The 11,581-nt window shown below is 66.9% G+C and carries 9 protein-coding genes, 1 tRNA gene and 1 pseudogene; 6 read left to right on the forward strand and 5 right to left on the reverse strand.

Annotated elements, in window-relative coordinates; translation table 11 throughout:
- The first annotated feature begins 28 nt into the window (after positions 1-28).
- The 4 genes from EBI04_RS07480 (at position 29) to EBI04_RS07495 (ending at position 2,877) form a co-directional block, all read left to right on the forward strand.
- Complete coding sequence (locus EBI04_RS07480; protein WP_135256939.1) at positions 29-979, forward strand: ABC transporter ATP-binding protein; 951 nt, start codon at positions 29-31, stop codon at positions 977-979.
- On the forward strand, positions 976-1,587 hold the full coding sequence (locus tag EBI04_RS07485) for a thiamine diphosphokinase (RefSeq protein WP_135256940.1): 612 nt from the start codon (positions 976-978) through the stop codon (positions 1,585-1,587). The genes EBI04_RS07480 and EBI04_RS07485 overlap by 4 nt, the downstream gene beginning before the upstream one ends.
- A gap of 141 nt (positions 1,588-1,728) precedes the next feature.
- Positions 1,729-1,804, forward strand: a tRNA-Lys gene (locus EBI04_RS07490).
- A gap of 47 nt (positions 1,805-1,851) precedes the next feature.
- The gene (locus EBI04_RS07495) at positions 1,852-2,877 is read left to right on the forward strand and encodes a DUF815 domain-containing protein (protein WP_135256941.1); all 1,026 of its coding nucleotides are present in this window, start codon (positions 1,852-1,854) and stop codon (positions 2,875-2,877) included.
- On the opposite strand, the gene pyrG is transcribed toward EBI04_RS07495, so the two are convergent.
- Entirely contained in the window at positions 2,874-4,520 is a 1,647-nt protein-coding gene (pyrG, locus tag EBI04_RS07500; RefSeq protein ID WP_135256942.1) for a CTP synthase, read from the reverse strand. The two genes, EBI04_RS07495 and pyrG, sit on opposite strands and share 4 nt — an antisense overlap.
- Before the next feature lie 136 nt (positions 4,521-4,656).
- Here pyrG and rplM point away from each other — a divergent pair, with 136 nt between their 5' ends.
- Both rplM and rpsI read left to right on the forward strand, forming a co-directional pair.
- Positions 4,657-5,088, forward strand: coding sequence for a 50S ribosomal protein L13 (gene rplM / locus EBI04_RS07505; protein WP_135256943.1), 432 nt, complete (start codon positions 4,657-4,659; stop codon positions 5,086-5,088).
- Positions 5,088-5,474: a 30S ribosomal protein S9 gene (rpsI, locus tag EBI04_RS07510; protein ID WP_135256944.1), complete on the forward strand. Its 387-nt coding sequence runs from the start codon at positions 5,088-5,090 to the stop codon at positions 5,472-5,474. The genes rplM and rpsI overlap by 1 nt, the downstream gene beginning before the upstream one ends.
- Here the strand turns inward: rpsI and EBI04_RS07515 are convergent.
- The 4 genes and pseudogenes from EBI04_RS07515 to EBI04_RS07530 all read right to left on the reverse strand — a co-directional run bounded on the left by EBI04_RS07515 (position 5,471) and on the right by EBI04_RS07530 (position 11,562).
- Positions 5,471-8,087: pseudogene (locus tag EBI04_RS07515) on the reverse strand (UvrD-helicase domain-containing protein). The gene rpsI and the pseudogene EBI04_RS07515 sit on opposite strands and share 4 nt — an antisense overlap.
- Positions 8,084-10,294 (reverse strand): PD-(D/E)XK nuclease family protein, encoded by a 2,211-nt coding sequence (locus EBI04_RS07520; RefSeq protein ID WP_135256945.1) that lies wholly within the window; start codon positions 10,292-10,294, stop codon positions 8,084-8,086. The pseudogene EBI04_RS07515 and the gene EBI04_RS07520 overlap by 4 nt, the downstream one beginning before the upstream one ends.
- 156 nt (positions 10,295-10,450) lie before the next feature.
- Entirely contained in the window at positions 10,451-10,888 is a 438-nt protein-coding gene (locus EBI04_RS07525) for a hypothetical protein (RefSeq protein WP_135256946.1), read from the reverse strand.
- A 101-nt stretch (positions 10,889-10,989) separates the two neighbouring features.
- Positions 10,990-11,562 (reverse strand): hypothetical protein, encoded by a 573-nt coding sequence (locus EBI04_RS07530; protein ID WP_135256947.1) that lies wholly within the window; start codon positions 11,560-11,562, stop codon positions 10,990-10,992.
- Positions 11,563-11,581 lie beyond the last annotated feature (19 nt).

Raw genomic sequence — 11,581 nt, forward strand, 5'->3', positions numbered from 1 at the left:
TACCCCGGGTTCCTTGTTTAATGGAAGGGTGCTGGAGCTCGCCCTAGAAAAGCGCTTCCCCGGTTTCCAACTGGCCCTGGACCTCACCGTTCAGGAAGGTGAGGTCCTGGCCCTCCTGGGACCCTCGGGTAGCGGAAAGAGTACCCTGCTGAAGCTCATCGCTGGCCTCCTTTCCCCTGATCAGGGTTTCGTGCACTTCGGGGGACGCGACCTCACCCCCCTGCCCCCCGAAAGGCGGGGGATAGGGTTTCTTTTCCAGGACTATGCCCTCTTCCCTCACCTCACCGTGGCGGAAAACATCGCCTTTGGCCTGGTGGAGGCCCGCTGGCCCAGGAAGGAGCGAGAGGCAAGGATGTGGGAGCTCCTTGAACGCATGGAGCTCGCCCCCCATGCCCGAAAGCGCCCCCAGGAGCTCTCCGGGGGGGAACAGCAACGGGTAGCCCTGGCCCGAGCCCTGGCCCCAAGGCCAAGGCTTCTCCTCCTGGACGAGCCCCTGGGGGCTCTGGACCTCAGGCTACGGGAGGAGCTCCTCTTCTTCCTGCGCAGGACCCTTCGGGCGGAAGGGGTGACCACCCTGGTGGTCACCCACGACCAGGGGGAGGCCTTCCTCCTGGCCCACCGGGTAGCCCTCCTGCGTCAGGGAAGGCTCGTGCAGGTGGGGCTTCCGGAAGAGGTGTACGCAAGGCCCAAGGATCTCTGGACCGCCCGCTTTCTCGGGCACAAGAACCTCCTCTCCCCGGAGGAAAGCCAGGCTTTGGGCTTGCCTGCCAAGCCTCATCTACTTCTGCCCAAAGCCCTTCGCCTGGGAGGGGAGCACCCAGGGGTGGTGGAGGAACGGCTTTTCTTCGGAAACTGGGTGGGGCTTTGGGTGCGGCTTGGGAAGGTGCGGCTTTACCTCGAGGCCCTCGAGGGACCCCAAGAAGGAAGCCCCATTCATCTTCACCTGGACCTTTCCCAAGCGGTACCCTTGGAGGGATGAGGCGCTTCGCCCTTTTCCTAGGCGGTCCCCTCCTGGTAACGGAGGTTTTGCGGGAACGCCTAAGGGGCTTCCATCTCCTGGCGGCGGACTCCGGTGGACGGCACGCCTTGGCCCTGGGGCTACCCTTGGAGCTATGGCTTGGGGACTTCGACTCAAGCCCCCTTTGGCTCCAGCAAATCCTTCCTGCCCCCAAGGAGGTGCTTCCCCGGGACAAGGACCTGACGGACGGCGAAGCCCTGGTGCGAAAAGCCCTGGAGCTGGGGGCTGAGGAAGTCCTCCTCCTAGGGGGCATTGGGGGCCGCCTGGACCACACCCTAGCTCACCTGGAGCTGGCCTTTCTGCTGGCGGAAAAGGGGGTGAGGGCTGAACTCACCGATGGGCTTACCCGGGCTTTCCCTCTCCTTGCTGGACTCCACACCTTTCCCTTGGAAAAGGGGAGTTCCTTCAGCCTCCTGCCCTTCCCCGAGGCCACCTTGGCCGTAGAAGGAGCCCGCTGGAACCTCCCCCCCACCTTCCTTAAGGCCACCACCCTCACCCTGGAGAACCAGGCCCTGGGGCCCATCCGGGTGCGGGTGGAAAGGGGACGGGCAGCGCTTTACCTGTTCTAGCCGTCCGAACCTGGGCAAAAACATGTGAGACGCCAGGTTAAAAGAGGGGGACCGACCCTAGAGGGGAGGTTCCGCCTTGACAGAGCCTTGAGGGAAGGCTACACTGGCTTTTGGCGTCAAGGCCGACGCCGCGCGTATCTTGGGCCGCTAGCTCAACCGGTAGAGCAACCGACTCTTAATCGGTGGGTTACAGGTTCGAGTCCTGTGCGGCCCACCACGGAACCCCGGGGTCTTCCCCGGAGGTTTTCCTTTACCATGGGGCCCATGAAGATTCCCAAGACCCCTTTGGACCTCCTGGACCTGGACCTGCCCCGGGGCGAACCCTGGGGCTATGCCTTCGCCCAAAGTCTCCTCAAAGCCCCCTGGGCCTGGCGGGCTTTAAGGCCCACCCCAGGGCTTCTCCAGCTGATACGGCAGGACCTCGAGGCCCTCTCCCTGGAACTGGAGGGAAGGCGGAAGGAGTACCCTTTGGCCGACCTGGGGGAACGCCCCCCCCACCCCGCTGAGGAAGGAGCCCTGGCCGCCCTCCTCGCCCGCGACCCCGAGGCCCTGGCCCGGGCGCTTCAAGCCCACGGGCCCTACCCCTTCGCCCTCTACCGGGCCTTCCGCTTCGCTGGCGAGGTGCGCCCCCTGGAAAGCTACCGCCTGCCCCGGGAGGACGAACTTCTAGGCTATGAGGAGCAACTTAAGGCCCTCAGGGCCAATGCCCTCCGTTTCCTCTCAGGAAAACCCGCCCTCCACACCCTCCTCTACGGGGCCCGGGGCACGGGCAAAAGCACCGCGGCCAAGAGCCTTTTGCACCTCAAAGAAGCCCGCATGGTGGAGGTGGAACCCAAGGCCCTGGCCCACCTGGAAAACCTGCTGGAAAGGCTGGCCCTCCTCCCCCATCGCTTCTTCCTCTTTCTGGACGACCTCTCCCTGGATCCTAAAGAGGAAGCCTTCCACCACCTGAAGGCTCTCCTGGAAGGAAGTCTGGCAGGCCCTCCGGAAAACGTTCTCTTGTTGGCCACCTCCAACCGCCGCCACCTGGTGCGCCAATCTGGGGAAAACCCCCTACCCGGGGCCGACCCCACTGCCTGGGACGAGCTTCAGGACACCCTGGCCCTCTCAGAGCGTTTCGGGCTGGTCCTCACCTTCCCGCCCTTTGACAAAACCCTTTACCTGAAGGCAGTAGCCCACCACCTGGGCCGCCCCTTGACCCCGGAAGAGGAAAGGGAAGCCCTGCGCTTTGCCCTGCAAAAGGGCTTCTCCGGGCGGGTGGCCCGGCAGTTTGCCGGAAGCCTGCTTTAAAGGGCGTGCTTTAACGCCGCCTCCACGAAGCCGGCGAAGGGAGGCGAGGGGCGCATGGGGCGGCTCTTGAACTCGGGGTGGCTCTGGAGGCCCAGGAAGAAGGGATGGTCCGGGAGCTCGATGGCCTCCACCAGCCCCGCCCCCCGGCCCCGCATGCCCGGGGTGGTGGCGGAGATCACCAGCCCAGCCCGCTCCAGCTGGTCCACATAGAGGGGGTTTACCTCGTACCGGTGGCGGTGGCGCTCCAGCACCTCCTCCTTGCCGTAAAGGCGGTGGAGGAGGGTGCCCTCCCGGATGCGCATGGGCCAGTCCCCCAGGCGCATGGTGCCCCCCAGGCCCTCCACCTCCAGCTGTTCAGGCATAAGGTCAATGACCGGATGGGGGGTGTAGGGGTCAAACTCGGTGGAGTTGGCCCCCTTGAGCCCGGCCACATGCCGGGCAAACTCGATGACCGCAATCTGCAACCCCAGGCAGATGCCCAGGTAGGGGATCTTCCGCTCCCGGGCGTACTGGGCCGCCCGCACCTTCCCCTCAATGCCCCTCACCCCAAACCCCCCGGGGACCAGGATGCCGGAAACATCCCTAAAGGCCTCGTCCAAGTCGGCTCCCTCGAGGCTCTCCGCATCCACCCACTTCACCTCCACCCGGGCCCCGTGCCGGATCCCCGCATGCTTCAAGGCCTCCAGAAGGGACAGGTAAGCATCCGGCATCTTCACGTACTTGCCGGCGATGGCGATCCTCACGGTGCGCTCGGGGTGCTTCAGCACCCTCACCGCCTCCTGCCAGAAGGAGAGGTTGGGGAAGACGGCCTCGAGGCCCAAAGCCCTTTCCACCACCCGGCCCAAGCCCTGCTCCTCGAGGAGGAGGGGTATCTCGTAGATATGCTCCACATTGGGGCTGGAGAACACGTGCCCGGGGCGCACGTTGGTGAAGAGGGCCACCTTCTTGCGCACCTCCTCCGGCACCGGTTTCACCGAGCGGAGGACGATGGCATCGGGCTGGATGCCCACGCTCCTCAGGGTGGCCACGGAGTGCTGGGTGGGCTTGGTCTTGAACTCTTCGCTGGTTTCCAGGTAGGGAACCAGGGTGAGGTGGATGTAGAAGGTGTTCCCCTCCCCCTCGTCAAAGCGGAACTGGCGGATGGCCTCCAGGAAGGGAAGGCTCTCGATATCCCCCACCGTGCCCCCCACCTCCACCACCACCACCTCGGCTCCCTGCTCCTCCGCCACCTTGCGGATGCGGTCCTTGATCTCGTCGGTGACGTGGGGGATCACCTGCACCGTCTGGGAGAGGTACTCCCCCCTCCGCTCCTTCTGAATCACGGAAAGGTACACCTGGCCCGTGGTGAGGTTGTTGCCCCGGGAGAGGTCCAGGTCCAAAAAGCGCTCGTAGTGGCCGATGTCCAGGTCAGTTTCCGCCCCGTCGGCGGTGACAAAGACCTCCCCATGCTCATAGGGGCGCATGGTCCCCGCATCCACGTTCACATAGGGGTCGATCTTGATGGCGGTAACCCTATACCCCCGGGCCCGCAGGAGGGCCCCCAGGGAGGAGGTGAGGATGCCCTTGCCCAGGCTGGACACCACGCCCCCGGTGACAAACACGTACTTCCTCGGCCTTTGCGTGCTCTCGGAAACCCCGTTCACGGGACTTCAGCCTACCACATCTGGCAAAAGACCCCGGGGTTATGGTACAGTTTTCTTTGGCGTTCTTGCGGGGTCCCCCGATCCCCCGGCAAGAACATGGTGCCTGGCACACAAAGGTGAAGGAGGGCCCAAACGCATGCAGGCCAAGACGTACATACCCAAAGAGATCGAACCCCGGTGGGTTCTCATTGACGCCGAGGGCCAAACCTTAGGGCGGCTGGCCACGCAGATCGCCACCCTGCTACGCGGCAAGCACCGCCCGGACTGGACCCCCAACCTTCCCACGGGGGACTTCGTGGTGGTGGTGAACGCCGACAAGATCCGCCTTACGGGCAAGAAGCTAAAGCAGAAGATCTACACCCGGTATAGCGGCTACCAGGGGGGCCTGAAAGAGATCCCCGCCGAGAAGATGCTGGCCACCCATCCGGAAAGGGTGCTGGAGCATGCGGTAAAGGGCATGCTCCCCAAGGGGCCCCTGGGGCGGAGGCTCTTCAAGCGCCTCAAGGTCTACGCCGGCCCCACCCATCCCCACCAGGCCCAGAAACCCGTTAAGCTGGAGGTCAAGTGATGGAGCAGTACTACGGCACCGGTAGGCGCAAGGAGGCGGTGGCCCGGGTCTTCTTGAGGCCCGGAAACGGCAAGGTCACCGTGAACGGCCAGGACTTCCAGGACTATTTCCAGGGTTTGGTAAGGGCGGTGGCGGCCCTGGAGCCCCTTAGGGCGGTGGACGCTCTGGGGCGCTTTGACGCCTACATCACCGTGCGGGGGGGCGGCAAGAGCGGCCAGGTGGACGCCATCCGGCTGGGGGTGGCCCGGGCCCTCCTCCGCTACAACCCCGACTACCGGGCCAAGCTCAAGCCCCTGGGCTTCCTCACCCGGGACGCGCGGGTGGTGGAGCGGAAGAAGTACGGCAAGCACAAGGCCCGCCGGGCACCCCAGTACTCCAAGCGCTAAAGAGGGTCTGGCTCAGGCCCCTGGGATCCTCTCCCAGGGGCCTTTTCCAACTCCCGAAGGACCTCCCGAAGCTCCTCTGGCGAGAAAACGTGAATCTTTTCGTGCCTTAAATAAACCAAACGGGCCTCGGCCTCCACCCCCCAGGCCCGTCGCACCGCCTCCCAGTAAAGGGCTAGCTGCAGGCGGTAATGCTCCGGGGCCATCCTCTGGTCGGTCTTGTAGTCCTCCAGGTACCAGCGCCCCCCCACCCGGTAGAGGCGGTCCAACACCCCGTACCACGTGGTGCCGGCAAAGGGCAGGACCAAGGGGAGCTCGGCGTGGTCCTCCTCCCGGGCTTCCAGGGGGGGGAGGGCTTGGCCCAGCATGGCCCGGTGGTTGCGCAAAAGGGTCCGTACCTCTTCTAAAAGGCGCGCCCGCTCCTCCTCGGAAAAGGGGAAGGCCACCTCCTGCAGGAGGAGGGCCCCCATGGACGCCTCGTCCTCCGGGTCCAGGTTCCGGGCCAGGGCGTAGTGCACCAGGGTGCCCAGGGCCCGGGCAAACTCCGGAAGGGCCTCGGCCTCGAGGGCCTCGGAGAGGGCCAGGGGCTCCCCCTCCCCCTTGCGGTAGGCGCTGGGGGAGTAAACCGGGGGGAAGCGCCTGGGAAGGATGGGGTGCTCCGCGTAAGCGGCGGGGCGTGGGGGGTGGGGGGGACGGGGGTGAGGGCAAAGGGGGAAGGCCTTCCAGGGGGTGGTGGCGCACCAGGGGGTCTTTGTCTTCAGGCCCAAGGCCCAGGGCCCTAAAGGCCTCGGCCCAGGGCCCTGGGCGACTCGAGGCGCTGCCCGTGAGGATCAGGACGTCCCGGGCCCGGGAGAGGGCCACGTAGAGGAGGCGCAGGGACTCCTCCTCCTGGGCCCGGGAGAGGGCCCGCTTCAGGTCTTGGTAGGCGTCCGTACCCTCCAAGACCACCTCCCCGTCCAAGCCCACCAGGAGGGGCTCCGGCCTTCCCCCCTCCCCCCGGGCCAGGTCAAAGACCGCTACCACCGGCCACTCCAGGCCCTTGGCCGCGTGGACGGTGAGGAGGGCTACCCCTTCTCCCCCTTCGGGGAGCTCGGAGGTTTCCGGATCCTCGGCCCGCACCTTCAACCACTCCAGGAGGGCTTCGATGTCAGGGAAGCGCTGGGAGGCGGCCAGGAGGAGGAGGGTGTCCAGGTTGGCTCGGGCCCTCTGGGAAAGCCGCCTTAGGAAGGCCTCGTCCCGGGCCAGGGCCTTCAAGGCCTCCAAAGGAGGCAGGCCCCCAAGCGCCTTAAGCCCATCCAGCCGCGTCTGCACCTCTAAGGGAAGGAGGGGCACAGGGTCTTCCGCCTGCAGGGCCTCCTCCACCTGCCCCAGGTCCAGGCCCAGGAAAGGCCCCCGCAGGAAGGCCAGGAGGGAGAGGCGCTCCTCGGGGCTCGGGGGGCCTTCCAGGAGGGCCAGGCGGAGGGCGTGGTAGATGTCCCGCACCTCGGGGCGGCGGAAAAAGCTTTGCCCCCGCCTTAGGACGTAGGGCACCCCCAGGGCCCGGAAGGCCCTTTCCAGGAAGGGCAGGCTCCTGCGGCTCCGCACCAAGACCGCCATGTCGGAGAAGGCGTAGCCCTGGCCGGAAAGCGCCCGCAGGCGCTCCGCCAGGAGGGCCGCCTCCCCTTCCCGCTTCCGGTCCAAGGGCCCCTCCCCCACCACCCAGTGGACCTCCACCCAGCCCTCCTCCGCCCGCAAGGACTCCACCGACACCCGCTCGGCCTCGGGAAAGAAATGCCCCACGAAGCGGTTCAGGAACTGGGCCACCGCCTGGGCGTGGCGCCTAGTTTCCCCCAGGCGGCGGACCTCTTTCGCCTCCCCCAGGGCCTGGCGGAAAACCTCCACCCGGGCGTTGCGGAAGAGGTAGATGGACTGCTTGGGGTCCCCCACCGCCACCACCTGGGCGCCCGCGGCCTCCAGGGCCTGGAAGAAGCGGCCCTGCAGGGGGTTCACGTCCTGGAACTCGTCCACCAAGAGGTGGGGAAAGCGCTCCACCACCCGCTCCAGCGCCCGAGGGGCTTCCAGCAGGCGCAGGGCCAGGGCCTCGAGGTCGGAAGGCCCCAGGGCCTCCCGGGTGCGGCGGCGGTAGCCCTGAAGGGCCTCCTGGTAGAGGGCGAGGAGCCCTTCCGCCCCGGGCAGGGGCCGGTACGCCTCGGCCAGGGAACGTTTTTTGTAAAGGGTAAAGAGAAGCTTCTCCAGCGCCGGGTCCAGACCCCTAAGGTAAAGGAGGCTTCGCGCCTCCTCCAAGAAGAGGGCCTCGGCCAAAAACTCGTCCAAAAGGGCGAAGTCCGGGTCCAGGGAGAGAAGGGGGGCGGCGTGGCGGAGCGCCTCCGCCATGAAGCCGTGGATGGTGGTGAAGACCGCCCCGTACGCCTCCCGCCTGGCCTCCTCCGCCCAGGGGCTTGGGGGGAGGTTGGCCACCTCCTCCTGGATGCGCCGCCTAAGCTCCTCTGCCGCCTTGCGGGTGAAGGTGACCGCGGCCATGCGCCTTAGGGGCACCCCCTGGCGCAAGAGGGCCAGGAGTTCCTCCACCAGGGCGTGGGTTTTGCCCGTGCCCGCGGAAGCCACGTAGAGCCTCATCCCTCCTCCTTGCGGCAAATGTCCGCCCAACCGCAGGCGTAGCAGTGGTAGCCGGGCCTCGGGGAAAACCCCCCGTTTCCCCAGCGTGGAAGCGCCTCCTTCACAAGCGCCCGCACCTCCTCCAGCTGGGGAGGCCTGTCCCCCTTGCGGTAGGGGTTCTTGCGGTAAGGACGGGGTTCCCCCAAAAAGGCCCAGGTCCAGAGGTGGACCTCCTCCACCTCCTTCCTCTGCAAAAAGGCCCCGAGGGCGTACCACTCCGTCCAGCGCCGCCGGGGGTTCAGATCGGGATCCCCCCCTGGGGGGAGGAGGCGGTAGAGGTGTACCACCCGCTCCCCGGCTTCCCGGCGCACCCCGTCTAGGCGCAGAGCGAAGCGCTCCCCCGGCCAGCGGGCCCAAAAGACCATGCCCTCTAGGTGCTCCTGGTGGAGGGCCAGCCAAGGACCCACCTCCGGGTGTTGGGAAAGCTCGTCTACCCTCTTGGGGAAGAGGTGCCAGCCCAGGGCCCCATCCTCCGGGCGAAGGGGGAAGCGCTCCAGATAGGTCCGAAAGGGGCACTCCCCGTGGCGGCGGAGGACCTCCAGGTGGGCCGGGGGGGCGTGGGAGGTGGGGAGGGGCGGGACGAAGGGGTCCTCCGGCAGGGCCTCGAGGCGGCTTGCAGGGGGCAGGGGTGCGGGCCTCGTCCCCCGCTCCAGGGGCTCGTAGGCCCCCGAGGGCCCGGCCTCCGGGTAGAGCAAATACACCTCCTCCCCCCGCGTGGCAAGCTCCTCCAGGAAAAGGGGGTCCAGGCCCCGCAGGCGCCGGGGGAGCCCTTGGAGAAGCCCCCTCTCCCTGAGCTCCTCCAGGAGGAAGTAATCCTCCCCCTCCCCCAGGGTGTAGCGCCCCGCCACCCAGTCCAGCACATAGGCCCGCTCCGCCCGCACCCCCGTGGCCCGCAAAGGGGGAAGGAGGGCCACCCCTCGGAGGGGTTCTTTGGGCAGGGCCTCATCCAGAAGGAGGCTCCGCCACCAGGCCAAGGGGTTTCGCCCATCCGCCCGCAAAGCCAGGCGCAGCCGGGAGAGGAAGAGCTCCTTGGCCGCCACCCCGAGCCGCTCCAGGACCTCCTCCCCCCAGGCCAGGAGATCGGGCCCGGGGGTGCGCAGGGCCAAAAACGCCTGCCATTCCTGAAGCAAGCCCTCTCTTTCCGCCAAAAGCGCCAGGACCTCTTCCCCCGCAACCCCAAGCCGCAGGGCCCTCCGGCCCAGGGCGGAGAACCCCAGGGCCAGAAGGTCCCGCCCGGTGGGCACAGGGTTCAGGAGGGCCAAGACCCTCTCCCCCTCCTCCGTGTCCGCCAAGGCCCCCTCCCGCCCGTCGTAAAGGGGCAAGCCGTACTCGTCCTGGAAGAGGAGAAACCCAGGGATGCGGTCCTCCGGGGCCACCACCATCACCTCAAAGGGGTCCAACCCCTCGCCCCCCAGGTCCCTCGAGGCTAAAGCCCGCTTGAGGGCCCTCAGGAGGTGGCGGGTTTCCTCCACGGGGTTGGCCAGGGCCCAGACCTCCTTCTTCACCGGCCTGGGTGAAAGGGTCTGCCAGGGGTCTAGCCCCTCCGGGAGAAGTTCCAGGGTGAGGAGGACCGGCACCTCCTGGGCCAGACGCTTGAGGAAGCGCAGGTCCAAAGGGCCCACTTCCCGGAATCCGTCCACCACCACCAGGTCCGGCCTGGGGAAAAGGCGAGGGGGCACGCGCCCTGCCCGGTGGCGGAAGTCATCGTAGTCCAGGGCCTTTCCCTTCAGGCGCTCGTAGGCGAGGTAAACCCGTTTGAGCCTTCCCACCTCCCCCTCCTTGGGCAGGGCAAAGGGGGAGAGGCCAAAGCGCTTAAGCTCCGCGATAGCCCGGGCGAAAAGCCGGGCCTCCCCGGGGGCAATCCCTTCCCCGTAAAGGCTTCTAAGGGCCTCCCCCACCAGGGCCACCCTCCCCGCCCCGGGAAGCAAGGGCCCAAGCCGGCCCACCTCCGCCAGCACCCGGTAGTAAAGGGCTTGGAAGGACAGGAACTCCAGGCCTAGCACCGCCCCTTCAACCCCGAAAAGGCGGTACACATAGGCCCTTTGGTGGGGCAGGCCTACCCAGTAAACCCTTCCTCGCCGCTTCAAGACCTCCAAAGCCCATTCCCGGGCCAAGGTAGTCTTCCCCGATGCCGGGGGGCCCAGGAGGGGATAGAGGCCAGGCTTCATATAGGGGCATTTTAAAACTGCAGGGCCCGGGAACCCGTCCTACCGCTTCGTACCGAGCCCTACCCCTTATATCCCCCCAAATATCCCCCAAGAAAAAGGGGTGCGGAAGGAACATACCGGAGCCTCCAAACCGGTGAAAACCATAATGGAGCCATATCAGGGAATGGCTTCCGGGGAAAGGGGCAAGGGAGTGAGATCCAAGCCCAGGCGCAACACTCCCACCATCCGCCCCCGGTGGAGGACGAAACAACGGTACCCCTCTGGCAGGACCAGCACCCGCCGGGCCAGGGAAAGCTCCCGCAGGAAGAAGAAGGGGCGCATCCGCATGGGCTTTCCGCGGATGGGACCCATGTAGGGCATGGGCCTGCCCCCCTCGAGGGCCAAGAGCAGCAGGGGCCTCTCCCCCACCGCTTGGCCCAGGACCAGGACCAGGGTATCCCCTTCCCGGTAGAGGGCCTGGACCTCGAGGGTCCGCACCACCTTAAAGCACCGCGTCAGCACCTCTCCCTGCGAAGGGCCAAAGCCCTTGGGGCCCTCCTCCCCCAGGGCCCAGCCCCCGAGGGCCAGGAGGAGGAAGACCCCAAGCCACCGCATACTTCCCCGTTTGACAGATCTGGCCTTGACCCCCTTCTCGCCCATATCCGCCCCGGGATGGAGCTTACCCGGGTCCCCACCCTGGCTTGGCCAGGGTGGGGTTAGAAGCCCCGCTCCGCCGAAATCAGGGCCAAGGCCGCCCGGGCCAACAGATAAGCCCGGCCAGGCTCCTTGGAAAGCCTATTCTTGGCCTCGGCCACCAGATCCTTCACCAGGCTGTCCTGGGCCCGGTAGTAGGCCAGCTCCTTCTCCGCCCGGTCCACCACTCTGGGGACCCGCTGGGTCAAGCGGGCATCCAGGCCCGGCCGCCCCTTACCCCACGGGGCAAAGGCATGGGCCCTGGGTCCAAAGGGATGGTGCATCCCCATACGGGGGGCTGGCCTCGGCCCCTGGGCCTGTACCTGGGGCTCCCCTGAGGCTGCCCGGAAAAGGAGAAGGGCGGCCTGGGCTTCCCGCGCCGCCTTGAAATACGCCTTGGCCTCGTAGCTCTTCTCCGCCTGAGCCTTCACCTCCTTGGCCCAGGCGAGAAGCCTTTCCTCGCCCGTGGCCCCCTGGGCCACCGCCTGGAGCCTGGCCAAGGCCGCCGAGGCTACCGCCGCCTGCTGGTAATCCGTGCCTTGGGCCAAGGAAAGGCCCGCCATCAGGAGAACCAAACCCATGAGCACCTGTTTCATTCCCTATCACCTCCGCACC

Origin of the sequence: Thermus caldilimi (assembly GCF_004684245.1) — a bacterium.
GTDB classification, from domain to species: domain Bacteria; phylum Deinococcota; class Deinococci; order Deinococcales; family Thermaceae; genus Thermus; species Thermus caldilimi.